This window comes from Chitinophaga eiseniae, from assembly GCF_900167135.1.
Classification (GTDB): Bacteria; Bacteroidota; Bacteroidia; order Chitinophagales; family Chitinophagaceae; genus Chitinophaga; species Chitinophaga eiseniae.
Window position 1 is genome coordinate 2,121,133 of sequence record NZ_FUWZ01000001.1, and the last position, 26,047, is coordinate 2,147,179.

A 26,047-nucleotide genomic window follows, 5' to 3' on the forward strand; every position below is an offset into this window, starting at 1 on the left:
TAACAGGAAATTAAAGTGCCGGCGGGTGGTATAGCAGGGAGTTGGGGCGCCGGTGGCTGATTGGGATGGAAACCCGGGCTACCGTTTGGTTTCCTGTAGCCCGGATGTAGCAGTATGTTGCGCGGGTATTATAATCCTGCGATGATGCCGAGGCCTTTCTGTATCAGCGCTTCCACAACGGCGGCGCCGTCTTTGGTGAATTCCTGCCGGATACGGTTGGCCACGATGGCGCTGATAGACAGGCATTGGTGGCCCAGTACGCGTCCCATGCCATAGATGGCGGAAGTTTCCATTTCGAAGTTGGTGATGCGATGCCCTTCGTAGGAGAAGCCGGTGAGGTTGTCTATCAGGTTAGGATTAGACAGCTGGCCTCTCAGCATACGGCCCTGCGGTGCGTAGAAGCCGGGGCAGGTAACGGTGATGCCTGTATGAAAACCGTCAGTAAAATGTTTGCGCAGGTCTTCGCCGGCGGAGAAGAGGCATGGATTGGCGCCTCCGGGCTGCAGCATCACCTGTCCGCGGAAGGCTTCCAGCAGTTGTTTTTCTTCCGTGGTGTTCTCGAAGGCGTAGTAGGCCATGAGATTGTCGAGGCCGAGGCCATGGGAAGAAACGACGAAGCTGTCTACCGGGATGCTGTCCTGCAGGGCGCCGGAAGTACCGAGGCGGACCACCTGCAGGGAGGTCAGCTGCTCTTTTACGAGACGCGTCTGAAAGTCGATGTTGACGAGGGCGTCCAGCTCATTGAGCACGATGTCGATGTTGTCGGTACCGATGCCGGTGGATACGACAGATAGTCTTTTATTTCCGATATAACCGGTATGGGTAACAAATTCGCGGTGTTGCGATTTGTGTTCTACTTTGTCGAAGTGTTTGCTCACGGCCGGCACGCGGTCCGGATCACCCACGGTAATGATGGTATGGGCCAGCTCTTCCGGTCTGACGTCCAGGTGATATACCGCTCCACGGCTGTTGATAATAAGCTCAGATTCTGCAATACGTTTATTCTCCATGATATTATTTTTTAATTCAACAATCGGTGTTGGGACTTCAATATTCCCACGTTATCAATAATTATCAAAATATTTTTTCAGATATTTTTTAAATAATATTTGGTGATTATCAGAAAATTGCTACTTTTGCAATCCCACAAAACGACGGGGACGCCCGCTGGAGGCAAGCAACAGCAAGTGTTTGAGTCGGATTGTACGGTTCCGTGGCCGAGTGGCTAGGCAGAGGTCTGCAAAACCTCGTACAGCGGTTCGAATCCGCTCGGAACCTCAGATGGGAAAGTAAGAAGCCGCTCCTGTAGCGGCTTTTTTGTTGCCCACGGCTCCTCTCAGGCGATGCTGCGAAGGTATACATAACAGGAAAGAAGGATGTTTGTATACTGTTGGATTTTACCCTTGTTTTAGTACTTATCCAGCCATTTTTTTCTCCGAAAATTAATTTTTTGTTTGATCATTTACGTGTGTTTTTGTCGTAAATTGCTTATCCCGCAAAAGTTTGGGGTGTTCCTGGAAACCAGTCAGAGAGATTTGGAACGCCCTGGTCCGGAAGGCTTTTGCGCTTTACCGATAATTCTAAAAGTGAGGCGATGACAGAGATCATTAAAGTAACCGCAGCAGATACCGGAGCCCTGGAACAGGTAAAGCTACTTTTCAGAGAATATGCCAACTGGTTAAATGTTGACCTTAGCTTTCAACGGTTTGAAGACGAGATGGCCGAATTGCCCGGTGCTTATGCAGCGCCCGGCGGCGCCCTTTTACTGGCCAGAGTAGACGGCCAGGTAGCGGGATGCGTGGCGGTCCGGCCTTTTGACAATACCACCGCTGAAATGAAACGTCTTTTTGTGAAAGATGCGTTCAAAGGTCACGGCGTAGGCAAAGCCCTGGCAGCCGAAGCCATTGAAGAGAGCCGCAACCTGGGTTATAAACGTATACTGCTGGATACGCTGGCGCACATGCGGCCCGCGATTGAACTGTATACGTCGCTGGGATTCCAGCCTATTGCAGCGTATTACGACAACCCTATCAGCAGCGCAGTATACCTGTCCCTGAGTCTGGAGAAAGCCTCCTGACCAGGGAAGGGAAGACGCAGGCAACAAACACCCAAATTTCTTTGCGTCTTTGCAGCTCCGCGTCTTTGCGTGACTTAGCCGGTAACCGGCAGTTTGTACCCATTATGATATCCGGCAGCCAGCAATTGATTGGCGTCGCTGTCGGTAAACTGCCCTGCGTGTTTGTCCCAATACAGTTTTTTCCCGGTCCTGAAGGCGATGTTCCCCATTTGTGCCAGGGTAGCGATATGCGCGCCTGCCTGCACCGGTGTGCGCAGATCGTCGAGGCGGCGTGACTGTATCACATCGATGAAATTCTGCGTATGCAGGGTAAGGCCATTGTCCACCGCTTTCTGCCGGGGCACGGCTTCCATATTCTTTTTTTCGGGGATCACTTCCCAGCCGCCGCGGTCCAGTACCAGCGTGCCGTTGTTGCCGATAAAGGCAATGCCATGGTCGCGCCCGTAGGGACCGCCATCGATGCCCTGCGCCTGTTCCCACTGGATGTTAAAGCCGTCAAATTCGTAGACGGTGGTGAGTGTGTCCGGTGTTTCTGCGGCATCGTCGGGGTAGGCGAACTTACCACCGGCGGCCATCACCGACTTTGGCGTTTCCGCTTTCATGCCGAGGAGGGCGTAATCGAGCAGGTGCACGCCCCAGTCGGTCATCAGGCCGCCGGCATAGTCCCAATACCAGCGGAAATTAAAATGGAAACGGTTGGGATTAAAAGGGCGCTCTTTGGCGGGGCCCAGCCATGCTTTGTAGTCCACGCCTGCTGGCGGTGTGCCGTCGGGCTTCACGGGGATGGATTTCATCCAGCCCATGTAGGCCCATGCTTTCACGAGGCGTACCTGTCCCAGTTTGCCGGAATGCACAAAAGCCACGGCATCTTTAAAATGTTGCTGGCTGCGTTGCCACTGGCCTACCTGTACGGCGCGCTGGTGGCGCTGCTGCGCTGCTACCATGGCGCGGCATTCGGCGATGGAATTACCTAACGGTTTCTCTACGTAGACATCCTTGCCGGCGGCGCAGGCGTCTGTCATCTGCAGGCAGTGCCAGTGGTCCGGGGTGCCGATGATCACGGCGTCGATGGATTTGTCTTCGAGCAACTTACGGTAATCACTATACGCTTTTGCCTTGATGCCCTGGCGGGAGAGCTCGCCCACGCGCTTGTCCAGCACGTTGCGGTCTACATCGCAGAGAGCCACGCATTGTGCGGCGGGGTGTTTCAGCATGGCGGTGAGGTCGGACCAGCCCATGCCGTTGATACCAATAGCGGCGATGCGGATGCGGTCGGATGGCGCTACGGCCCTTACACCGGACGGCAGCACGGAAACCAGGCCGGCGCCGGCCGCCAAGGCGGAGGCTGAACGGAGGAAGTCCCTTCTGGAATGTTTCATAAGTGGAATTTTATGTCAACAAAATAATAAAAAAAAGAAAAGGCTGGTGTAAAACCAGCCTTTTCAGTCAGACATTCTTATAAAGATTAAAAATCTTCCTCTGTATTATCGTCGTCATCGCCGCTCATGTTAAAGTTCATCATGGTACCGAGCAGATCGCTGAAGCGGGTATCGTTTTCTCCTACTTTTTTGCTGATGAGCGAATAGGAGGCGAGGCCATGCAGCACAAACTCCATCAGCAGCAACGTTTCGCGGTTGTTGGCCTGCGGGAAGCGGGCTTTCACCATCTCTTTCAGTCCTTCTACTTTGCTGAGCGTGGTTTCGTATTGTTTGTCGCTGATATCCTGCATGAGCTGCAGGTAGTTGCCTTTGTCGAACCACTGGATAACGCTGCGGTACGGGTTTTCCACGGGCACTGCCTGCTTCCGTTTCTTGAACGAATCAGGGTTGGGGAAGTAGCTGGCAAACAGTGTGCGGATGGACTTGTCGAGCAGGTTGTGCGCCACCTGCAGGGGGCCTTCCTGTTCGCCTTCGTACACCAGTTCTATCTTACCGGTGATGGCGGGTATGATGGACATCAGGTCGGCGATGCGTACCTGTGTTTCTTTTTCCTTGTTGATGATAGCGCGCCGTTCGCCGGAGCTGACCGCGTTTTCGAAGGCCGCGATGGTAAGACGGGCGGACACGCCACTTTTTTTATCCACGTATTCGCTGTTGCGTGCTTCGAAAGCTACCTGTTCGATGATACGTTTTACCATATCGGAGATGGTCACACGGGCTTCCTGGTCGGTATGGATGGCTGCTTCCTGTTCGGTGATGAGCAGGGAGTTTTCCACGCTTTTCGGGTAGTGGGTGATGATCTGGCTTTCGATCCTGTCTTTCAGCGGGGTAACGATAGAGCCGCGGTTCGTATAGTCTTCCGGGTTAGCGGTGAAGACAAACAGGATATCCAGCGGCATGCGCACTTTGAAGCCACGGATCTGGATATCGCCTTCCTGGAGGATATTGAACAGGGCCACTTGTATGCGGGCCTGCAGGTCGGGCAGTTCGTTGATGACGAAGATGCCGCGGTTGGAGCGGGGAATGATGCCAAAGTGAATGGCGCGTTCGTCCGCATAGCTGAGTTTCTGGTTGGCCGCTTTGATGGGGTCGATGTCGCCGATGAGATCGGCCACGGACACGTCGGGCGTGGCGAGTTTTTCCGCGTAGCGGTCGGCGCGCGACAGCCAGGCGATGGGTGTTTTATCGCCTTTTTCCGCGATGAGGTCACGCGCGTAGCGGGACAGCGGATTAAACGGATCATCGTTGACTTCGGAGCCTTCCACGACGGGGATGTATTCGTCGAGCAGGTCTATCATCTGGCGTGCCATGCGGGTTTTGGCCTGCCCGCGGAGACCGAGGAACAGGATATTATGCCGGGAGAGCAGGGCTCTTTCGGTGTCTGGTATGACAGTGTCTTCGTAGCCTATAATGCCGGGGAAGGAAGTTTCTTTTTTCTGTAGTTTTTTGATCAGGTTCCGTCTGATTTCCTCTTTGACTGAAACGGGTTGATAGCCACTCTTTTTCAGTTCACCTAACGTCTTGATGCTGGTATCCATGTTTAAAAGTTACGCAATTCCTTGCCGGTTTGTTAGAATAATTTTCGTTTCCCGTTTTCGAAGTCATAGAACAGGAACTGGCCCAGGTTGTCGGTGCCGGAGAAGAAAGCCTTGCCGCTGTTGGTTTCGGTAAACTCCTGCACGAATTTCTGCAGCCAGGGATCTGTGGCCACCATGAAGGTGGTGATGGGTATTTTCAGCTTTTTGCATTGTGCGGCCAGGTTAAGCGTCCGGTTAAGGATCTTACGGTCGAGGCCGAAGCTGTTTTTGTAGTATTCTTTCCCGATTTTAAGGCAGGTGGGTTTCCCGTCGGTGATCATGAAGATCTGTTTGTTGGGATTGCGGCGACGGCGCAGTATGTCCATGGCCAGCTCCAGCCCTGCCACGGTGTTGGTGTGGAAGGGTCCTACCTGCAGATAGGGAAGGTCTTTGATTTCCACCTGCCAGGCGTCGTTGCCGAATACGATGATGTCCAGCGTATCTTTCGGATAGCGGGTGGTGATGAGTTCACTGAGGGCCATGGCCACTTTTTTGGCGGGCGTGATCCTGTCTTCCCCGTACAGTATCATGGAGTGGGAGATATCGATCATCAGGGCGGTGGACGTCTGGGTTTTGTAATCTGTTTCCTTGATTTCCAAGTCGTCCTGATGAATGGAGAAGCTATCGATGCCGTGATTGATCTGGGCATTGCGGATAGAGGCGGTCACGTCGAGCTGGTCGATGCTATCGCCAAATTCGAAGGGCCTGGTTTCCGCGTTGAGCTCGTCGCCCATGCCTGATTTCCGGATGTTATGATTGCCGACGGTGGACTTTTTCAGTTTCCCGAAGATCTCTTCCAGTGCGTTTTTACGGATGGTTTGTTCCGTTTTGGACGTGATTTCTATCTCGCCTGTTTCCGCGTTTTCTCTCAGGTATCCTTTTTCTTTCAGTTCCTGAATAAAGTCGCCTACGCCATACTCATCGTTGGTCAGTCCGAATTCCTTGTCCAGTTCTGTCAGCCACTGCATCGCTTCTGTAACGTCTCCGCTGGTGTAGGTGAGTAGTTGAGTGAAGAGGTCCAGCAGTTTCTGGAAGGGAGACCGGGTATCGTCGTTCGGTTGGTACCGTGAAAAAATTATTCCTCTCATAGCACAAAAGTCAAAACAAAGTTCGTTATTAAAATTAGCGAAAATATTTCTCGCAAAGAGCGCAAAGATTTTTCACGCAAAGGCGCCAAGCAGCAAAGAAAAATAAGAAATTTGTTTTATATATATTATTGTATGATATGTTGGTGTTCAAAATATAATAAAATAAAGGTGGGTTAATAAATTCTTTGCTTCTTTGCTGCTTGGCGCCTTTGCGTGAAAAATCTTTGCGCTCTTTGCGAGAAAATCCTCGCGTGCTTGTATTTTCCGTTGAAAGCTATTACTTTCAATCATCAAAAAAATATCAATATGAAAAAACTGAGAAATGCATGGCTGCTGGCGGGAGGTTTAGCGGTGGCAATGTTTGCACAGTCTGCTAAGGGCCAGGCCAGGGCGGATGCATTAGGCTGGAAACTGGGTGCCCAGGCATGGACATTCAACCATTTTACGCTGGCGGAAGCGCTGGATAAGATGGACAGCTGCGGTATCCAGTATGTGGAAGCTTATCCGGGCCAGACCATCGGTGGCGGCATTGAGGGTAAACTGGACTACCATATGTCTCCTGAAAAACAGGAACAGGTAAAGGGCCTCTTTAAAAAGAAACACAAGGTGCTGATGGCTTTCGGGGTGGTAGTACCTAATTCCGAAGCGGAATGGCGCATGTTGTTCGACTTCGCCAACAGAATGGGCATTCAGAGCATCACCAGCGAGCCGCAACCGGAGTACCTGGACCTGATCTCTTCCCTCTGCGACCGCTATAACATTAAACTGGCGATCCACGATCACCCGAAACCGAGCCACTACTGGCATCCTGACAGCGTGCTGAAAGCGATCCAGGGCAGAAGCAAATTAATGGGCGCCTGCGCGGATATCGGTCACTGGGTACGTTCCGGCCTCGATCCGATCGAATGCCTGAAGAAACTGAACGGCCACATTGTGAGCCTGCACTTCAAAGACCTGAACGAGAAATCCGAAAAAGGTCATGACGTGATCTGGGGTAATGGTGTTTGCCAGATCCCTAAAGTGCTGGAAACGCTGAAAGCGCAGAAGTTCAAGGGGCTTTTCTCGGCAGAATATGAGCATAACTGGGATACCAACGTACCGGAAGTGAAAGAAAGCGCTGCTTTCTGGAGACAGATGGTAAGCAATCTCTAGTCGTTAAGTTATCTCCATAAACGAAGCGCCCCTCTGGACCAGAGGGGCGCTTCGTTTTTATCGGCACTATTGTTCTTCCGTTATTTGGCGGAGTCCGGAGCTGTTTGAGGTGCTGCGGAGTCGCCGGCGGTGTTGATGTTTTGCTGGCCTTCGCGGGCGTGTTGTCCGCCGGGGCCGAAGTCCACTTTCATACGTTCCAGCCACTGGATGAACTGTTCAGCGGTCTGGCCGTCGCGTTGGAGGTCGGAGGTCAGTCTGCTGGCGGGCAGGGACTGGTAGTAGCGGAGCTGCTGCTGGCAGTCTTTGATGATCTGGTTGCTCAGTTCATCGCCACGTTTGTAGTCGCCTGCGATGTAGTGGGCGTATACGGTCTGGAGGGACGTATAGTTGTGCATGTTGCCCGGGGTGGTCATGGCGTAAGGGAAGTTCACTTCCTTCACGTTTTTGTCCATATAGGCCAGTACTGCGATGGCGCTGTCTTTAGCGGCGCCGCCCTGTGTCATGGCCACGCTGAGGCGGGTGAAGGACTGGCGCAGGTACATCAGCATTTTGCGGTTAGGCTCATCGAAGTAGGTGCCTACGGTCTGGGCGCCGCCGAATGCGAATTTGTGCATCAGGTTCTCGTACATTACGCCTATGTTGGCGTTGATGTCCATGCCTAACGGATCGGTAGCTGTTGGTTTAGGCAGCGGTACCAGGTGGTAGGCCAGGCCGTCGGTTTGGAGGTAGTCGTTCAGACCGAGGTCGGTGGGGCTGGTAAAGTAGATCGGGCGTTTCCAGTTGTTGGTAGCGATGATATCGTACACGGCCAGGTCATTCTTCAGCAGGTAGCTTTTGGTGACTTTGATCGGTACTTTCGGCAGGATTTTGTCTGCGTCTTTTGCGTTTACCACGCCGTATTTCAGCACTTCGTCCTTGTTAACCGGGATGAACAGGTTACGGGTAGGCAGGAAGTTTTCAGCGCCGCCGTCCTGAGTGTTGATTTTGCTGTGTTCATCGTCGCTTCCCATGAAGTCCATGATGTCTTTGAGGGGGAAGTCCCTGTCGGCCGGAATATTTCCCGGATCGAAGAAGCGGATGTAGTTGCGGGTTTCACCCTGATATTTATCCGGTGTCCAGCTCATGGGCACGGCAGCGCTCTGGTTCACCATTCTGCGTTGCTGATCGATGTACCAGTCCACGCCGAGGAGGCTGAGGTTGATCACCCTGATATCGGGGCGGATGCCTTCTACTTCCTGTGCGTACCACAGCGGGTAGGTATCGTTATCCCCCACGGTGAACAGGATGGCGTTAGGTTGGCAGGATTCCAGGTAATCTTTCGCGATATCGCGGGCGATGTATTTGGTAGAGCGGTCGTGGTCGTCCCATTCCTGGGCGGCCATGAGCACGGGTACGGCGAGGAGGCATAAGCCTGTGGCCAGTACCGGTGTCATTGCATTTTTGATTTTTTTGTTCAGGAAGTTGTACACGGAAAGTACGCCGAGGCCGATCCAGATGGCGAAAGCGTAGAAGGAGCCTACGTAGGCGTAGTCACGTTCACGTGGCTGGTTGCCGGCCTGGTTGAGGTACAGTACGATGGCGATGCCTGTAAAGAAGAACAGGAGGGTGACGATGAGGGTATCTTTCCGGTGGTTGTTGTACTGGAAGAAGAAACCGATGATACCGAGGATGAAGGGCAGGAAGAACAGGGTGTTGTGCGCCTTGTTGTTTTTCAGGCTGTCCGGCATCATGCTCTGGTCGCCGTATATGGCGTTGTCGATGAAGGGGATGCCGGAGATCCAGTTGCCATCGCGTACGTTGCCGTAGCCCTGGGTATCGTTTTGTTTACCGACGAAGTTCCACATGAAGTAGCGGAAGTACATGAAGTTCATCTGGTATTGGATGAAGAACTTGATGTTATCGCCGAAGGAAGGTTTTTCGTTGGCTTCCAGTCCGAGCCAGGAGCGGTAGAAGTCTGCGTGGCCCTGATCGTTGCTGGCGTCCCATACGCGGGGGAACAGCATCATATCTTCGGAAGCGTATTTAGGCTCCATTTTTTTACCGGCGACCATGTATTTTTTGGGGCCGCGGGCGTAGATGTTGCCGCCTTCGTCATACTTTTCGGGGCGGGCGGTGAACACCTGACCGTAGATCAGGGGGAAGTCGCCGTATTGTTCGCGCCCGAGGTAACCTACGAGGGAGATCGGGTTGTCCACGTTATACATATCTACCGAAGGGTTAGACGTAGAACGCACCATGGTAGTGATGTAGGTAGAATATCCGAGGAGTGTGAAGAGGATGAACATGATGGTGAGCCGGCTGAAGTGCAGTGTTTTTCCCGGGTCCAGTTTGATGCCGAACGTTTTCAGCAGGGTAGGGATGAGCAGGAAGAACGCAGCCAGCAACACTTTAAAGAATACGATGCCGCCGCTGTTGTCGTTGTAGGCAGGTATCAGGATGACAGAGGCGATGATGATCAGCGGCGCGTAGAGGCCGAGTTTCGGTTTTCTGTAGCCCAGTACCAGTACTGCGATGATGGCGACGAAGTAGAAGATGAACCCGGAGAAGTAGCCCATACCGAGGTTATTGACGAAGATAACGTCCATATAACCGGAGGCTTTTACGGTATCCTGGATCAGGTATTTCTGGATCATACCGGTGATGGCGCAGCCTATGAGGAAGGCCCAGAAGGTGCCCCAAGCGGTAGGTTTGAATCTTCTGAAGTAGTAGACCATTACGATAGCCGGGATGGTGAGGAGGTTGAGCAGGTGTACCCCGATGGACAGGCCGAGGAGGTAGGCGATCAACACGATCCATCTGTCGGCGTATGGTTCGTCTGCTTCGTGTTCCCATTTGAGGATGGCCCAGAACACGACGGCGGTGAAGAAGGAGGACATACCATACACTTCACCTTCCACGGCGGAGAACCAGAATGAATCAGAAAAGGTATAAGCGAGGGACCCTACGATACCGGCGCCCATAATGGCGATCATTTTCTCACGGGAGATCTCTTCACCGGCTTTGACCATCAGACGACGGGCGAAGTGCGTGATGGTCCAGAAGAGGAACAGGATGGTGAAACCACTGGCGAGGGCAGTCATGGTGTTTACGCCCAGTGCCGCCTGAGAGGGTTTCAGGAACATGCTGAAGAGTCTTCCGAGCATCACGAACAGGGGTGCTCCGGGAGGGTGGGGGACTTGTACTTTGTACGCACTGGAAATAAATTCGCCGCAGTCCCACAAGCTGCCCGTGGCCTCCATAGTCATAATGTAAACAGAGCAGGCAATGATGCAAATCGCCCAGCCAACTATGTTGTTGGTCCTTTTAAAATTCATAAGGTTGTTTTAAGGTCCGACAAAAATATAAAAAGTAGCAAATTATGCTAATCTGCCGAACAGTTTTAACTTTTTGTAAATATCTTTTTAATTGTCAGCTATCCCCTTGAATAGTAGTGGTTTTCCGGGGGATTAAAATGTGATTAGAACCCCGGGGCCGTCCGGCGGGCGTTCAGGCTTTGAAAGCCTCTGTAACGGTCCATGCTGCCGGTTTTGCGTTGAAAAGCACTTTGGTGGCGGCCCATGTTTCCCGGAAGAGATCGGAGTGCCGGTAGGCTTCCAGGGCGGCTTCGGACTCCCATTTGCTGAAGGTGAAGAAGGTGTTGCCGGAGGCCGGATGTTCCCACAGTTCGAGGTGGAGGCAGCCGGGGAAGTTCCGGATGAGATTTTGTTGACGGGAAAACAGTTCCCGGAAGGAGCTTACCTTGTCGGGGGCAAACTCCATCTTAACGAGTCTGTTGATCATTGAAAGATTATTCTGACAGTTTGGTAAAAAGACAGCTGCTGGAAGCCGGTAGGCTGGGTGAGCTGGTCCCTGCGGAATCCCTGCAGGCCGAAGAGGCCGGCGGCGTTTCCTTTGTTGATGGCTATTTCGAGGTAGCCGGCAGCGTTAAAGATGGCCAGTTTCTGGCCTTCGGCCACATCAGCGTAGGTTTCACTGATCTGGTTGATGACTTCATTGCGGCGGAAGAATATCTGGAAGCGGCGGTTCCTGCGCTGTGCGTTGAACTGGTCGCGGGTGATATTGACCACTACGTTTTCGAAGCTGTCGATATGGATGATCTGGCCTTCGATGAAGTCATCGCCTACCAGGGGTTGCAGGTTATGTTTGATCTGGATGCTCTGCGTGAGCGGACCTATCTCGCCGAGGGCTTTACCTCTGCTTAGTTCCCGGGCCGCCATGGCCAGCAGCTGGATCATGGTGAAAGTAGTCTTGGGCGCATCCGGCGGCAAGGGGATCTTGATCACCCGCTCCGGCATGCCGCCGGCGATCATGGTGAGCAGACCATTGTCCGCACAGCCGATGTACTGGCCGTTATGTTCCGCCACCAGGACATGGTCCGGGCGCCGGTCGAACAAGTTGATCAGTACAAAGTGGAAAGTGCCCAGCGGGAACCAGGCGAAAGCGCTTTTACAGATATACGTCGCCTGCGGGAGATTGAACGGGCTGATATGATGGGTGATGTCCGTAACATGACATTCCGGGCAGTAGTGCCAGAGCTGCCCCTTGATGGCACCTACCAGGTAATCCTGCATCCCTATGTCTGATGTTAATGTTATAATGGACATGCCAGAAATTCTAAATCCGCTCTAAATTCACATTTCAACGCCCTTCCTTGCTAACAGTTACCGGTTTCACATCTGAATGGCATTTTTTTCAATGTCCGCTCTCCTTCCAAAAAAGATGCCATGGGGTCCTGAATGCAATCTCTTTGCAAATAAAGGTAAAAATACCGATGGCGCCTAAAATTCGGTTTTATTGTAAAGGGGAATTGGGTTCCTTCTTAAAGTGGTTGTAGACGAGTTTGTCCAGGATGCCCGGTATCACTTTGCTAAGGAACACCGTCAGCTTGCCCTGGCCCGTGAGTACCAGCGTACGTTTGCGCTTCGCAATCGCCTTCGCAATCGCCTCCGCCACCGCCTCGGCACTCATCAGCTTGTCCTCGTTGAGCGGCGTTTCACTCTGCGCCTGCCCCTGCGGATTCAATGCCGTATTCCGTATATTCGACGACGTGAACCCCGGACATACCCACATGACGTTGACGCCTGTATGCAGATTCTCGGTCCGCAATGCTTCGAGGAAGCCCTGCATGGCGAACTTGGACGCCGAGTAGCCGGTCCGCCCCGGAAGGCCCCTGTATCCAGCAATAGACGAAACGCCAACAATCGTACCCTTCGCCGCTAAAATAGCCGGGAACGCATACTTCGTGCAATACACCGTCCCCCAGAAATTGATATCCATCAGCGACTTCAGCACACTCAAATCCAGGTCCCTAAACAACGCCCGCATCGATATACCCGCGTTATTAATCAGCACGTCGATCCGGCCGAACTGCTTGTTTACCGCTTCAATAAACGCTTTACAATCCGCTTCGATGCTCACGTCCGCAGTATGAATGAACAGCCCCTTCGGATTATTCAGCTCATTACGCAACGCTTCCAGCGCCGGCAGCTTCCTGCCACACACCGCCACATTAGCGCCATACCGCAGCATCTCCGCCACCAATGCCTTACCAATGCCCGACGAACCGCCGGTAATAACGACTGTCTTGTTCTGAAAGAAAGTTTTCATGGGTATATTTTTGCACTGCAAAAATAGGCGAGAAGTTCATAGTAACAGCATTTTATTATATCTCTGGTACAGAATTGTGCTGCTGTGTTTTGACTGTAATGCCTGCCAGTACTGGTTGTGCTGATTTTTTTTGACAAAAACTTGTTTAAAAATAAAATATTCCTATTTTTGCACCCGCTTTTACAGCGAAAGATTCCGTAGCTCAGTTGGTAGAGCAATACACTTTTAATGTATGGGCCCTGGGTTCGAGTCCCAGCGGGATCACCACTAAATCATCAAAGGAAATTAAAGCCGCTTAAATCGTAGGATTTAAGCGGCTTTTCTGTTTTTACCATAGAAAGGTAAACCATATCAAACGAATCTGAGAGGATACAAAAAAGGATACACAAAAAAAATCTAAGTTAGTGTATCCTTTTTTCTGGTAGATGCTTATCAGTAAAGGGTTTTAGGACTTGCAAACCGAAACAAAACACACCAAACAAAACCAAAAATCGGTAACCTAAAACTTGTTTGACTATGAAAGTAAGTCAAGATTTATCAATCCTCTTTCATCTCCGGTACGATAACAACAATTCCAACGGAAAGGCTACTATCTGCGTCCGTATCACTGTTACGGGCTTTCCGCGGGATGGTTTTTCACTGGGCTACAAAGTTGATCCCACGAAATTCAACAAAGAAGCTGGCATCTTTATGGGAAAGTCGGCGGAGGCCATTGAGATAAATAACCAGCTGCAACACGTCAGAGGTGAGCTGCTCCGGCACTACAACCTGTTGAAGAAGCAGGGATCAACCGTTACCCCCACTATGATTAAAAACGCTTACCTGGGCGTTCATCAGGAAAAACAAACACTGTTGCAGGTCGTAGACTTTCATAACGGGAAGTTCAAAGAAAAGGTAGACAAGGGAAAGCGGGAAAACAGCACCTACAAAAAGTGGCTCACCACAAAGGATAAGATCACAGCCTTTCTTTCCGGTGTTCTCAAAATGAAAGATATCCCCCTCGAAAGAATTGAGTTTTCCTTCGCGGAAGATTTCTTCGACTATCTCACACTTACGGAAGGTATCCAGGATAACACCGCTATGAAATACCTGAAGAATACCAAGCAGCTGTTAAAACTGGCGGTCCAGCGGAAATGGCTGCAGTGTAACCCCTTGCAGGATTATGTATGTTCCTATATCAACCCGGAGCGGGATATACTCACCGTGGCAGAACTCAGTACACTGTATCATAAACAATTTTCTATTCCCCGCCTACAGGAAGCCAAAGACGCCTACGTATTTATGACGCTCACCGGCTACGCTTATAAAGATGCGCAGTTGCTGACACCTGACAGTATCACTAAATACTTCGATGGCGAAGATTGGATTGTAAAAAATAGGGAAAAGACCTGGTGCCGTGAAAACGTTCCTCTGTTACCGTTGGCTAAAGAGATCCTGCGGAAGTATCGCGAACATCCGCATTGTGTTGCTAACAATGTGTTACTGCCCATCAAAAGCAATCAGCGCTTTAACGGGTACCTTAAAGAAATTGCGGACCTCTGCGGCATAGAAAAGAACCTTACCACCCATACTGCGCGGCATACCTTTGCCACCACGGTAACACTGGCTAACGGTGTACCTCTGGAAACCGTGAGTGCCATGTTAGGGCATAAATCCATACGCACCACGCAGATATATGCGAAGATTGTAGCCAGTAAGGTAAGCGATGACATGAGGGCGTTAAAGAACAGATTTAACCTTTCATTGCCTGATTCTATGCTGAGTGTAGCAGTGGCTTAATTCCCTGATGATTTACTGATTAATATTTGTTAACCCTACATTATCGTTTATTATGGAAACCGAAATACAACAAAATATCTTGTTTTGCATTCATACAGAGCTGGGCAGTTTTCTGCAAAAGTTTAGGATACGGGTTTGTAAAGAATGTAACTGGAGCGAAGCCACATACTATAGAAAAATGCGTTCACCTGGCTTTGCCGGCTATCGAAGAAGAAATTCTTTGTTAAGCAATGCTGAAAAGGAAAAAATCATCAGTATAAGAAAAGAAATAGTCAAAGAGATAATTGAAGAACTGGATAAAGAACCAATTTCCTGCCACTGGATTAGTTTTTAAAGCAGGTAGATTTAACTTATCAAGGCTGGTCGGTTGGAAAGCCCGCCAGCTTTGATAAGTATCTGATTAACAACTCATTAACATCTTCTTTTCGCCTGATACACTTTATTGCAACCCCTGTTGATACTAAGCGTATCACAACCCCGGCCCCGATCATGTGATTTATGAAAGACCATTACACAACCAAAACCATACTGCGCACATTTTAAAACCACCAATATGCAACAGTATTACCCATTATCCTTTTTTGAAAAATTTATTCACGTTGACCTCCAACAAGCATCGCACAAACGCAAACACCCTGACGAACAATTTTTCACACAAGCCGTTGACGACATTGTTAACGAAAAAAACAACATTCTCGAACGTACCGGAAGGTATCTCTACGATCTGCGTAAAAAGAAGCAGGTGGGGTGGTTTATTCAGCATTGCCAGCAGCACCTGGTTATTTTGATGGAGCTGGTTGCGGCCAATATGACGGAGGAAAACCTACTGGATACCTCCATTTCTACAGCTAAAAAGACCTGGACAGATCTGTACAAAATCATCTATCTCAACCTTGCCGAACTGCTGGCATATTTCGAACGGAAATTCGGGAAGTACCTGGACATTGACTGTAAAGTACCGCCGTCTTACCTATTGACAGCACAGGCGAAGTTTCAGAAAGACGTGGCGATACTGAAAGACGGTTTTATTTCCTCCGGTGTTGATGAACAGTTACAGCATGTGGTATTCATGCCATTTCTGGAACTCACCAAAAATAACCACACCGCGTCGCCGATCACTTATCAGCAGTTACATTACCTAACGGAGATGAATAAACGATTATTCCAATTACTGGACGCCAATGGTGACAAGGCTGATTTCCCGGAGAAGCTGCACGAACTGTTATTGTTTATCAACTTCAACAACATTCACTACTTTGAATATTGGGTAAGCATGATAACGGCGCAACTCAAAGACTATCCCACCATCCGGGAGAAACTGGAACAGCTGATGTACCTCCAGAAGAAAACCAGCCAGGCCACCCTGAAACCCGCTTATGTGTTCAACTCCATGCGTCCACCACTTCAAAACAAAATGCAATCATGGCTGGCGGAGGAAATTGTTTACTACAAGGAAATCAGCGCAACATCGGGCGGCGCCCATCTTCCGGACGAACTAAGCCGCTGGAAAGATTTTAAGATTCAGACTATTTTTTCAGTGCCGCAAATTGGCCATATTCTCAAACTACTGTTAGATAACGGCATTTATGTAAATAAAAACAGGGCGGAAGTCCTGGATTTCTTTTCTTACTTCTTCACCTCTGTAAAGCAGGATAGTATTTCCCCCAACAGCCTGCGAAATAGTTTCTATAACGATAATGCGGCTGTTTCCCGATCCGTCCGCGAGATCCTGATGCAGTTAGTCAACCGGTCACATAAAGGGCTAAACGTAGCGTTTTACCTGATGGTAGACTGTTTCCTGCAACAATTCTGATTCCACCATTACACGCTGATTCAAATATTATCAAAATAATTATACTAAAATCTTTCCTTTAGTAATCAATAAGTTACAGGGGGTTGTAAAACCCCTGTAACTATTCTTGCGTCCCTATTAGCTATTCTTTTGCTGCCATAACAAACAAACCCAAACCTTATGGCAGCAGAAATCCTCACCCGTGAAGATCTGGCGATCTTCAAAACAGAACTGTTCCGGGAACTGCGGGAACTTGTAAACGCTCCCGCCATCCAGCCCCGGAAATGGCTTAAATCCTACGAAGTCCGCGACCTATTGGGAATCTCCCCCGGCACTCTTCAAAACATGCGTATCAACGGTACGCTCTCCTTTACCAAAATCGGCGGCTTAATCTTCTACGAGTACGACGACATCCTGAAACTGATGGAAGGCACCAAGAAACCTGTTAAGCGTTCCTGATGCCGGCACCAGCAGCTCATACCAACTACATCAGACACTTAAATGCTTTCTTCGCACAGGTGCGGAAGGAAACCCGCTTGCAGGCCAATCATGTAAGCCTTTACCTGGCATTGTTTCAGGTCTGGAACTATCATCGTTTCCAGAATCCTTTTCCCATCCTGCGCGAAGAAGTCATGAGCCTTTCTTGCATCGGCTCCCGGAGTACCTATGTACGTTGTTTAAAGCATCTGGACCACTGTCACTACATCATCTATGTACAGGCACGACAAGCCTACGCCACCAGCTACGTTTCCATCATCCCATTAGCCGATTTTATTGCCGACCAGCACCCCGAACAGCTGTTTCTGTTCCAGGATGAAAGGACCGGTACTACGTGGCCCAAAAGTGAGCCACATGACCTGCTCAAAACTGGGCCACACATGAGGCCCAATAATGGGCCTGACACGTGGCCTAAAACTGGGCCACATACAGGCCCAAAAGTGGGCCACTTTAATAAACATATAAACAATAATAAACGGGAGGGAGAAAACAGGCTCACGCCCCCATCAAAAAAAAATAAAAATGAAACTGAAAACCTCCCACACGATCCGGATGCACCCGGCGCGGAAAAAAATGCACCCGGCGCCGCGCGGATTCTTCCCACACAGTCACAGGTGCAAGAGTTCTTTGCCGCCGAAAAGTACCCGGAGGTGGAAGCCGGCAAATTCTTTCATCACTACCAGGCCAACGGCTGGCGGCAAGGTGGCAAAACGCTGATCACAGACTGGCAGGCCGCCGCTCACAAATGGATGCTCAACATTCACCCATCAAAACCGGAACATCATGACAAACATACCAAACCAGCAACCGGAGCAGGACGGCTCCACACCAATGAAGACAAAAGCTATTCAGAGCCCCTATGACTACTACCAGCTCTTTCAGCAATTGGAGGAACATGGAAAGAATACCTACGGTCCCCGGTTCTGGGTTGATGATGTGGACCGGCCAGTGGTCGTCAAACTACTGGCTTACTTCCTGCAGGATGAAGCAATAGCCACTGCGGAAGGGATTGACCTGCATAAAGGCATACTCCTTACCGGTAAGATCGGATGCGGTAAGACCTCCCTGATGACGCTCATGAGAGCCCTGGCGTCGGAGTCGTACCGGCCGCATATGGTGTCCTGCCGGCAAATCAGCTTTGAGTTTAGCAAAATCGGGTACGATGTTATCAGCCGGTATAGTACCAACGCGTTTTTCCCGTATACCAATGTGCCGCGGGTGCATTGCTTTGATGACCTGGGCGTGGAGCAGACGGTAAACTATTGGGGAAATAACTGTAATGTGATGGGGGAGATACTGCTGTCACGGTATGATCTGTTTATTTCAAATAAGATGATTACCCACGTGACAACGAACCTGAACAGCCAGGAGTTGGAGGAGGTATATGGGAATAGGCTAAGGAGTAGGATGAGGGCAATGTTTAATTTATTTTCATTTAGTGCGGATTCTTGCGATAAAAGAGTGTAAGGATTTCCTCATACTTTTTTATATTGCACCTTTTTAAAGATATTGATATATATAGTATATATATACTTTGTAACTGACTGTAAGTTATGTTAAAATCATTTTCAAATGACCCTAAACACGCACTAAATGCAATATGTCCGTATTATACCATGTTTCCTCTTGAGTATCCAATGGCCATAATGCGAAAATATAAGAATTCCTCCCCCAAACTATTGGATCCATTTTGTGGCCGTGGGACATCATTATATGCCGCGCGTGCTAGTGGTTTTGATGCCTGGGGAATAGATTCATCGCCAATTGCAGTATCCATAGCCCAAGCAAAACTTGCTACTACTACATTGGAAGCTGTAATGGACCTTGCGAAACAATTAGTTTTGAAGGATCCTTTGGATATTCCGAGTACCCCCTTTTTTAAGCATGCATATTCCAAGAGCACGTTAAAGCAAATCTCTGCGCTTCGTGAGGGGTTAATGGAGTTAGAAGTTGAAACTGACGCTTCAGTTGTATTAAGGGCTGCATCTCTGGGATGTCTGCATGGTCCATTAAATAAGACAATAGGCACTGCCGGATACTTTTCTAATCAAATGCCTAGAACATTCGCATCAAAGCCAGATTATTCTGTAAAGTATTGGAAGGATAGGAAATTAGTTCCACCGAAGGTTGATATATTAAAGGTCATTGAAAGGAAACTAAATCGGATCTTAGATAATGATTATCCACCTTGTGGTAATATAAAACAAGTGGTAGCCGGAAATTCTTGTAATACTGAAACTTTTTCAGCATTGCCAAAGGATTTTGATCTTATTGTAACATCTCCACCTTACTATGGAATGAAAACATATATACAAGATCAATGGCTAAGAATGTGGTTTTTGGGCGGAGATCCGGAAATAGATTATAAGAATGAAAAAGATCAAATAAAACATAGCGGGAAAGATATCTTTATTCAAGAGTTGGCATCTGTATGGCAAAATGTGAAAAAAGTTAGTCTCGAAGATTTACATATCTATGTGAGATTCGGCAGCGTGCCATCGGTCAAAAGCGACCCAAAGCAAATTTTCCGATCGTCAATTGAAGCTGCTGGCGGATTAAAAATTGTATCAACCAGAAATGCCCTTGATGCGCATGCTGGTAAAAGACAGGCAAATCAGATGGGAGCAAGTTCTAAAGCGGCAGTGGAATACGATTTTCATGTAGTTCGTTGTTGAAATTTGTTTGGGGGTAAGTAAATGATTATTCTCGTCTACTATTTTTTTAGAATTTGATAAGAAATATGACCTCTGAATTTCGACAATGCATTTATTGTAAAGAAAGGCCCACAGGAGACTCTGAACATATTTTCCCAAAAGGGTTGGGCGGCGAAGATCTTTATATGTATGACGTCTGCGATGATTGTAACAACTACTTTTCGAAGTTAGAAGGGGAGTTGTTTAGAAATTCGCCAATAGCTTTAATGCGTAGCGCTGAAAGAGTATTGGGTTACGGAGGGAAGAAATTACGAGAAACAGGGTTGACGTTTCCTGAAATCTTCCAGTTTGTTGAAAAAGATCAGGTACCATACGAAATTGGAGTATTTGACGGGGCAAGGGGTTACATGCGCCCTCAGCTAATACAAATAAATGAAGAAATTTATATTGAAGGGGCGAACGAAGAAGAAGTTAAAAGATTTTGTGCATCTTTTGAGAAGTGGCGAATCAATAGCGGGATACTGGTTGTAAATGTGCCTAAAGACAAATCCCAGCCATTGGGAATCGTGAAATTTGTTCAAGGCGATGAGCAGTTTAGTATAGAGAGATTGGAATTAACTAAGGCAAAAAATTCTATGTCATTAGTTTTGTTGGCGGAAACCCATCCGTATAAGGCATTTCTTGAACCAAGATTGTTTTACAACGAAGATCAACGATTAGTGTTGCGTTGTCGATCTGAGAAGGAAGGAATCGATTTTTTGTGTAGGCTTTTGGATAAATTTACGAAGGAAGGTGCAAGCTTTACATCATTTTCAAACAGTTCAACAAAGGATAAAATCAATGTTTCGTTCAAAGTCGATCCTGTAAAAATTCAGCAAGCATTAGTGAAGATCGGGCTAAATTCACTGGTGTATTATAAAGAGGGAGTAAGAAATTCGCCATTTATTGATCCAGCAATCAATTTTGTAATGGCTGGAGAGATCATTGGAGGCTTTGTTTGTCAGATGGAAGATAAGATTGATTCGATTGACTTAATCAGCGACTGTCACCGCATTTTGTTGATTCAAGTTCAAGGAGGGGTAAAAGTAAGGATAAACCTATTTTCTGGCTTTTTTATCTTCTCATTTTATTTGAATGATCTTGTTTTATCCAACGAATTAAAAATTGTGGGAGTGTTAAATGTTAACTATAAATGTCAGGAACAAAGATTTTATGACGAAAATAATTGTGCGAGCTTAGGCTTATAGCAAACATGCTCAGTTTTAATTTATATCTCTTTTTATGAAAGATTAATTCAAAACCGAGCATGCATTACAATTCAGGAGTTTAATAATGCAGTATCTAATGCCATCTTACCTCACCAATCTTGTGGTTACCACCGTATTCAATGTCCACTTCTAAACGATTACTACAAAATTCTTCGGTGTAAGATTTTATTGCCTGAGCAGTCAAGGCTGCCTTAGTATCAGTTGGTAGGTGATAAGCCAGCGCCTTTGTCATAAGCACAATGCATTTGGCCTTGGCTCTGGATATTGAAACATTAGTTCTTTCCAGCTGCAGCAGAAATTCTTCTTCACCTTGAATTATGTCAGTGTCTCCTACTCCGAATGATACTATAATAGTGTCTCTTTCGCCACCTTGGAATCGCTCAACGGTATCTACTGCATTATAAATTAAAGTCGGATCAGCATTAGGGAATAATTCTAGGAGCTCTTTGACAACTAGTGATTTTTGCGCCTTATGCGGAGTGACTACACCTATTCCAGATTCGAAGAATTCATCGTCAGAGAAAGGGGCATGTTGCTCATCAGTGTTACCACTGGATAAATTTTTAGACATTGAATGCCTCAAGCAAAAAGCCAACCCTGCTACCATCCGGGCCTCTATTTCATTAGCTTGAGATGATATCTGGTCATCGTGAATTAATGTAGTTACTGATCTATCCGGGAGAAGTAGCTCTTTATAAGCAGTTGTCGTAGGGTAGCCTTTGGGAAGTGAACTGATAGTGGTGTCTAGATCTCCTATTAGCTTTAATTTTCTTTGAGTATGAAATGCTGTTAACCCCTGGGGATAATCCAGTGATTTCGCAAAATCAACAATGTCCTGGTTGGATCTATAGTTAATTAATAGATTTTTTGATGAGATACCGAATCTTTCTAATAAATAGGTTTGGATACTTCCAATAAGATATTCGGCATTCTTAGGTGGATCCAGGCTAAGGATGGGGGGCATTTGCAAATGGTCTCCCGCAACAACGAGTTGTCCGGATGCTTTTAAGACAGTCAGAGGTCTTAATGATAAAGTTAGTGGGACTTGTGAACTTTCATCAATAATAACAAAGTCGTATAATTCTTTAAGCCAGTTTGAATCCCTGCCATATATCTCTTTTGTCAATCGATGGACCATGTGTGCAGTGGTGGCTACAACAGTAACTTTGTTAGGATTTTCAATGCTTTCACGTAACGATAAAATATTTGTACCGTAGTCATCTGAGCCACGTTGCACTATTTTTATCTTTAAGTGATGGTTAGTTGCAGAAATCTCTTTTGGAATTCTGTTATTTGAATATATCATAAATAACTCGGCAATGCATGATGGATCCTCATTTATGTTTTTAACCAAACGTTCTGTAAGCTCCTCAACAGCTCTATAGTTCGGCCCTGTAATTAATATTTTTCTAGACTTATTGTTGGTTTGAGCCTCGTGTATTATGGACTGTAGAAGAAATGATAAAGTATCAGTTTTTCCAGTTCCGGGAGGCCCCCATATCACAGATAGCTGTTTTCGAGCACAGTTATAAACCGCATCTTTTTGACTAGCATTTAAATCCCTACTTCTGTTAGGAGCTCTGTAGTTTGATATTGCTTGAGATTCAGCATCAGTTCTGATATCGATGGATGAGAGTGCATCGGACTCCCACAAAACCCTTGCAATAGGTGTCGAAGGATCAGTTCCTCTTACAATTTTTTTTGCTGCTTTATCTCCCATGGCCTCTTTTGCCTCGTTGGATATTTTTGCATAAGGAGGGTTTCCTACTTCCTTCAGTATTTCTTTAGTGGATTCTGAATCATCGTATGGCACTCCCTCCTGAAGATAAATCGGTTCTCTATCTAGAGGTAGCAATCCACTGCTCAAAATTAGGTTGAATAATTCTTCCACAAATGGAGAGCGAGGTCTTAATGAAATGATTGCAATCCGATTTATTCTATCAAAATTTTCCAAGGTTACCGCGACTATTTTGTGAAGTGGGATCCTTAACTTAGCAAAATCTATATTGGGAGGGTCTTCACTGAGACCAAGACTAGATCCGGTTTGTAGTGGGTATCCTGGATGATTAACCAAGCCGGCAACATAGAATGATTTCCCTTCCTCAAGTTTGGCTTCAGTTGAGTCCTCACTAACTTCAAATTTATATCTATAGTTACCTAAATCCTGCACCATTTTAGGAAGAACAATGATTTTATAGGAGGCTTCTAAGCTTTCAGCGTCCGTAATTAACTCCAGTTCACTTTGGGTTTTGGCTGTTGAGGCCTCAACTTTATCCCATTGTATCCATAGTTTAGAATCATAAGCAACAGAATTAGCTCCTGTGGAAATTGCCAAACTAAGGATGGGCGCCTTTGATGTGAGCCTATCCCTTAGGTCTATGCGCAATTTTGCGGTAACACTAGCTAATGCCCATGCATGCGTTTTTAGGGCATTTTCATAGTTTTTTATGGCATGACTGAGGCTAATATTTTTTCCATACATTGGTATTACACCAAGATTTGCTTTCCAGATTTCAAAAATTCTTTCACGCGGGATTGAATCGCCAAGAATTTCCCTGTAGTAGTTGTCTAATTTCCTCGGCGGCATACCGGGAAGATGATATTTTTCGGCTACACCCAAAAGTGTATGCGCGAATTTTACGGGTAATCTAGTGCCTTGAGATATAAAATTTCTAATAAAGACTATTCCTGGAGTTAATTCTGAATCTTTTTCCATTAGTTCATCTGCGGGAAATAGCCAAGCGAGAGCACGTTGTGATCTCTCAGGTAATGAAAGAACTTTTAAGAGATGCCTACCAAAGGCGTTGCATAGTTCTTCATACTGTCTCGGTTCCCAAAAGCAAATTTGTGTACGAACGCTGCCGAAGCCACTAGCATTAAATAATTGGTGCGAAGTACTTATACTTTGTGCTAATTTATTGATGAATGACTCTAATGCGACCCATTCGGCTTCCAGGAAATCTTTTTCGACAACAAATGCCTCCTCTCCGTAGCTGTGATAGGACGCAGTACTGCCATCTGGTTTTTTCAGCATTTGTTGGAATGGAGCGAATAGCATTCCTCTTAAAGCGATACCTGTTAATAGCCCACTACCAGAGTCAAAATTTACAATAATGTCATATTCTGCATCCACGAAAGCAGCTAACCCAGCAAACTTAGCATTTTGATTTATGGAGATGCTTCCTGTATTAATAGCTCTGGCTCGCTCGCTGATTTGAGATCTGTCGCTTTTTAGTAAGGAGTGTTTTTTTAATGTAAGGGTATCAGGAGAAAGCCCTACTAAATTGGATAGGGTTGAATGGCCATTTTGCACTAAGACACTGGAGGCTCCTTTACTTAAATTTGGTAGTTGGCATAAATGGTCGTCAGCTTCTGCTGCGGGAAGGCAATAGTGGTTGGGGTTGGCTTCAAACGTTCGTAAATCCTCGCCAAATAACCAACCTTCATTACCTAGCCAGTCGCAGGCATTGCATTTGCTGCTAATATGATAAGCAACAGATGCCCAGCCTTCTGTATCTCCTTTAGTTACCACTCTTGGAATATCCTCTTTGAAAAATTTGTACACGCTGGAAAAGTAGATCATATAATTGACCAAGCCATCCTGCAAGTCCAATTCTAGTGCTTCTATTCTGTGATTGGCCGTTGAATTTGAGAGGCTAATTGTTTTGCTGAAATTGGGCATATTTGTATGTTTCCATAGATAGGTTTTATGGGAAACATAATATTTATCCTTATGGTTGGCTCCTACGGAGTTAAGCCAGTTTGTAAGGAAAAAAGTATAAAGGCATACTTCAGCAGCATAGCTTGCATTAGCTTCTGTTACATTTTTTAAATCAATTACACTGATGGCTATCCTTGAATCAGCTGGCGTTACAAGCTTTCTTTTACCGTTTGGTAGAACTTCGTAGTCATTGGTGTTTGGTTTATGAACGTATAATATATCAGGTCGCAATCCTGACAAAGGAGGGATAGTTTGTTTTTCACTAGTGGTTAAACCTAAATTATCTAATGCATAGTCCCTAAAGTGTTGTGGTTCAATTCCTGGCTGTAGAATGAATTGCGGTAAGGCTTTAGGATCAATAGAAGAAAGGGTAGCATCTAAATCTACTTCGGCATAGCCGGGTCTAAAAATTACATTTTGAGGAAGAACTTTAGTTAATTCGTCAAATTGTTCTCGCTCAAAATCCTGCCCTGATTTTGTGATTAACTGTACGGCAGGCCTGGTCTTTAATGGAACTGGAAGATTTGCTGCTTTTAAATTTGCTACATTGTTGTTGAACAATGATAAATACAAATGTCTATCACATTTAGTTCTCAAGAAGGTGGAGAGCTTGCTTTTTGAAAGCTGCCTACTAGGTAGTTGAGCCATGGTTGAAGGGGTGGTATACTGAATAAATAGTAAAATCCTCTTATTTGTAAGAGGTGACATCGCCATATGTCATTTTACTAATGTATGAATTATTTTGCACTCTGCTGTTGAGATTCAGTGACGCATTATTTATCTTATCAAGAGGGGATATAAGGTCTCACTCCGGCGTCAGTCGGCAAAAAAGGGCGCCAGGCCGTCGCTTGCCCCTTCCGCTTCGCTACAGGGGCTGCGCTCCGTCCTGTCACCCTTTTCGCGCTCCTTCCGCCTACGTTCGGGCAGCTCCCGGTCTGGCTAAGGGCTGTTTTTACAATTGGTGGCCTTTATGCCCGCCATCCCTTCGCTGCCCATTTTGTCCGCCCCCCGCCCGCCACCCCCGGCCTTTCATTTTTGATTTTGCCGTCCGCTGGCGCTCCCGGCCAGACATAGGTCGAAGGCGCGGCCTGCTGCGGCTCGCCCTCGCTTGGCCCCTCCGCTGCGCTTCGGGGCCTGCGCTCTGGCTGCCGCCGCAGCGGCCGGGGGTGGAAGGGCGGCGGGGGCGGGGCGACAGTAATTCTATTTAACGGGAGATTATAGCTGCCAGAGGATAGTACCCTGATTGGGCGACCAACGGGAGAACCAGGCGCGCGAACACCAGCATTTGTACCCTGGTCAACAATGTACTATCGCGCGGCGTCCGTGCTGGTAGATGATGGGAGCAACAGTTGAACAAAGGCTCAACAGCATCACTTTGACCGACGAAAGAACATA

Annotated in this window: 19 protein-coding genes and 2 tRNA genes; 12 read left to right on the forward strand and 9 right to left on the reverse strand. The window is 47.4% G+C overall.

The window, feature by feature from the left end; translation table 11 throughout:
- Positions 1 to 128: 128 nt before the first annotated feature.
- Complete coding sequence (locus B5D63_RS08765) at positions 129 to 1,010, reverse strand: nucleoside phosphorylase (protein ID WP_078668328.1); 882 nt, start codon at positions 1,008 to 1,010, stop codon at positions 129 to 131.
- Positions 1,011 to 1,207: 197 nt separating this feature from the next.
- Between B5D63_RS08765 and B5D63_RS08770 the strand changes: the two genes are divergently transcribed.
- Together B5D63_RS08770 and B5D63_RS08775 are read left to right on the forward strand one after the other, a co-directional pair.
- Positions 1,208 to 1,278 (forward strand) — tRNA-Cys (locus B5D63_RS08770).
- A 316-nt stretch (positions 1,279 to 1,594) separates the two neighbouring features.
- Complete coding sequence (locus B5D63_RS08775) at positions 1,595 to 2,077, forward strand: GNAT family N-acetyltransferase (protein ID WP_078668329.1); 483 nt, start codon at positions 1,595 to 1,597, stop codon at positions 2,075 to 2,077.
- A 74-nt stretch (positions 2,078 to 2,151) separates the two neighbouring features.
- Here the strand turns inward: B5D63_RS08775 and B5D63_RS08780 are convergent, their stop codons facing one another.
- The 3 genes from B5D63_RS08780 to B5D63_RS08790 form a co-directional block, all read right to left on the reverse strand.
- Entirely contained in the window at positions 2,152 to 3,456 is a 1,305-nt protein-coding gene (locus B5D63_RS08780; protein WP_078668330.1) for a Gfo/Idh/MocA family protein, read from the reverse strand.
- Between the two features lie 86 nt (positions 3,457 to 3,542).
- A complete protein-coding gene (locus B5D63_RS08785) occupies positions 3,543 to 5,054 on the reverse strand; it encodes a sigma 54-interacting transcriptional regulator (protein ID WP_078668331.1) in 1,512 nt (503 codons plus the stop codon).
- Between the two features lie 32 nt (positions 5,055 to 5,086).
- Positions 5,087 to 6,181, reverse strand: a complete 1,095-nt coding sequence (locus B5D63_RS08790; RefSeq protein ID WP_078668332.1) for a vWA domain-containing protein — start codon at positions 6,179 to 6,181, stop codon at positions 5,087 to 5,089.
- 306 nt (positions 6,182 to 6,487) lie between these two features.
- Here B5D63_RS08790 and B5D63_RS08795 point away from each other — a divergent pair, with 306 nt between their 5' ends.
- Positions 6,488 to 7,333, forward strand: a complete 846-nt coding sequence (locus B5D63_RS08795) for a sugar phosphate isomerase/epimerase family protein (RefSeq protein ID WP_078668592.1) — start codon at positions 6,488 to 6,490, stop codon at positions 7,331 to 7,333.
- Between the two features lie 80 nt (positions 7,334 to 7,413).
- On the opposite strand, the gene B5D63_RS08800 is transcribed toward B5D63_RS08795, so the two are convergent.
- The 4 genes from B5D63_RS08800 to B5D63_RS08815 all read right to left on the reverse strand — a co-directional run bounded on the left by B5D63_RS08800 (position 7,414) and on the right by B5D63_RS08815 (position 12,940).
- The gene (locus B5D63_RS08800; protein ID WP_078668333.1) at positions 7,414 to 10,647 is read right to left on the reverse strand and encodes a glycosyltransferase family 117 protein; all 3,234 of its coding nucleotides are present in this window, start codon (positions 10,645 to 10,647) and stop codon (positions 7,414 to 7,416) included.
- Between the two features lie 172 nt (positions 10,648 to 10,819).
- Entirely contained in the window at positions 10,820 to 11,113 is a 294-nt protein-coding gene (locus B5D63_RS08805) for a putative quinol monooxygenase (protein WP_078668334.1), read from the reverse strand.
- On the reverse strand, positions 11,110 to 11,937 hold the full coding sequence (locus B5D63_RS08810; RefSeq protein WP_078668335.1) for an SAM hydrolase/SAM-dependent halogenase family protein: 828 nt from the start codon (positions 11,935 to 11,937) through the stop codon (positions 11,110 to 11,112). The genes B5D63_RS08805 and B5D63_RS08810 overlap by 4 nt, the downstream gene beginning before the upstream one ends.
- Positions 11,938 to 12,124: 187 nt before the next feature.
- Complete coding sequence (locus B5D63_RS08815; RefSeq protein ID WP_078668336.1) at positions 12,125 to 12,940, reverse strand: SDR family oxidoreductase; 816 nt, start codon at positions 12,938 to 12,940, stop codon at positions 12,125 to 12,127.
- Between the two features lie 191 nt (positions 12,941 to 13,131).
- Here B5D63_RS08815 and B5D63_RS08820 point away from each other — a divergent pair.
- The 9 genes from B5D63_RS08820 to B5D63_RS08860 all read left to right on the forward strand — a co-directional run bounded on the left by B5D63_RS08820 (position 13,132) and on the right by B5D63_RS08860 (position 20,910).
- A tRNA-Lys gene (locus B5D63_RS08820) sits at positions 13,132 to 13,207 on the forward strand.
- Positions 13,208 to 13,456: 249 nt separating this feature from the next.
- Positions 13,457 to 14,719 carry a site-specific integrase gene (locus B5D63_RS08825; protein ID WP_078668337.1) on the forward strand — a complete coding sequence of 421 codons (1,263 nt, stop codon included), beginning with the start codon at positions 13,457 to 13,459 and terminating at the stop codon, positions 14,717 to 14,719.
- A 52-nt stretch (positions 14,720 to 14,771) separates the two neighbouring features.
- Positions 14,772 to 15,053 (forward strand): hypothetical protein, encoded by a 282-nt coding sequence (locus tag B5D63_RS08830; RefSeq protein WP_078668338.1) that lies wholly within the window; start codon positions 14,772 to 14,774, stop codon positions 15,051 to 15,053.
- A 219-nt stretch (positions 15,054 to 15,272) separates the two neighbouring features.
- Positions 15,273 to 16,532 (forward strand): hypothetical protein, encoded by a 1,260-nt coding sequence (locus B5D63_RS08835; protein WP_078668339.1) that lies wholly within the window; start codon positions 15,273 to 15,275, stop codon positions 16,530 to 16,532.
- A 159-nt stretch (positions 16,533 to 16,691) separates the two neighbouring features.
- Complete coding sequence (locus B5D63_RS08840) at positions 16,692 to 16,970, forward strand: helix-turn-helix domain-containing protein (protein WP_078668340.1); 279 nt, start codon at positions 16,692 to 16,694, stop codon at positions 16,968 to 16,970.
- Positions 16,970 to 17,872: a hypothetical protein gene (locus B5D63_RS08845; protein ID WP_078668341.1), complete on the forward strand. Its 903-nt coding sequence runs from the start codon at positions 16,970 to 16,972 to the stop codon at positions 17,870 to 17,872. Before B5D63_RS08840 ends, B5D63_RS08845 begins: the two co-directional genes overlap by 1 nt.
- On the forward strand, positions 17,793 to 18,476 hold the full coding sequence (locus B5D63_RS08850; protein ID WP_200816933.1) for a P-loop NTPase family protein: 684 nt from the start codon (positions 17,793 to 17,795) through the stop codon (positions 18,474 to 18,476). Before B5D63_RS08845 ends, B5D63_RS08850 begins: the two co-directional genes overlap by 80 nt.
- Before the next feature lie 86 nt (positions 18,477 to 18,562).
- Positions 18,563 to 19,684: a site-specific DNA-methyltransferase gene (locus tag B5D63_RS08855; protein ID WP_200816934.1), complete on the forward strand. Its 1,122-nt coding sequence runs from the start codon at positions 18,563 to 18,565 to the stop codon at positions 19,682 to 19,684.
- A gap of 65 nt (positions 19,685 to 19,749) precedes the next feature.
- Complete coding sequence (locus tag B5D63_RS08860) at positions 19,750 to 20,910, forward strand: HNH endonuclease (protein WP_078668344.1); 1,161 nt, start codon at positions 19,750 to 19,752, stop codon at positions 20,908 to 20,910.
- Between the two features lie 94 nt (positions 20,911 to 21,004).
- Here the strand turns inward: B5D63_RS08860 and B5D63_RS08865 are convergent, their stop codons facing one another.
- Positions 21,005 to 25,300: a DEAD/DEAH box helicase gene (locus tag B5D63_RS08865; RefSeq protein WP_159455944.1), complete on the reverse strand. Its 4,296-nt coding sequence runs from the start codon at positions 25,298 to 25,300 to the stop codon at positions 21,005 to 21,007.
- Between the last annotated feature and the right edge of the window lie 747 nt (positions 25,301 to 26,047).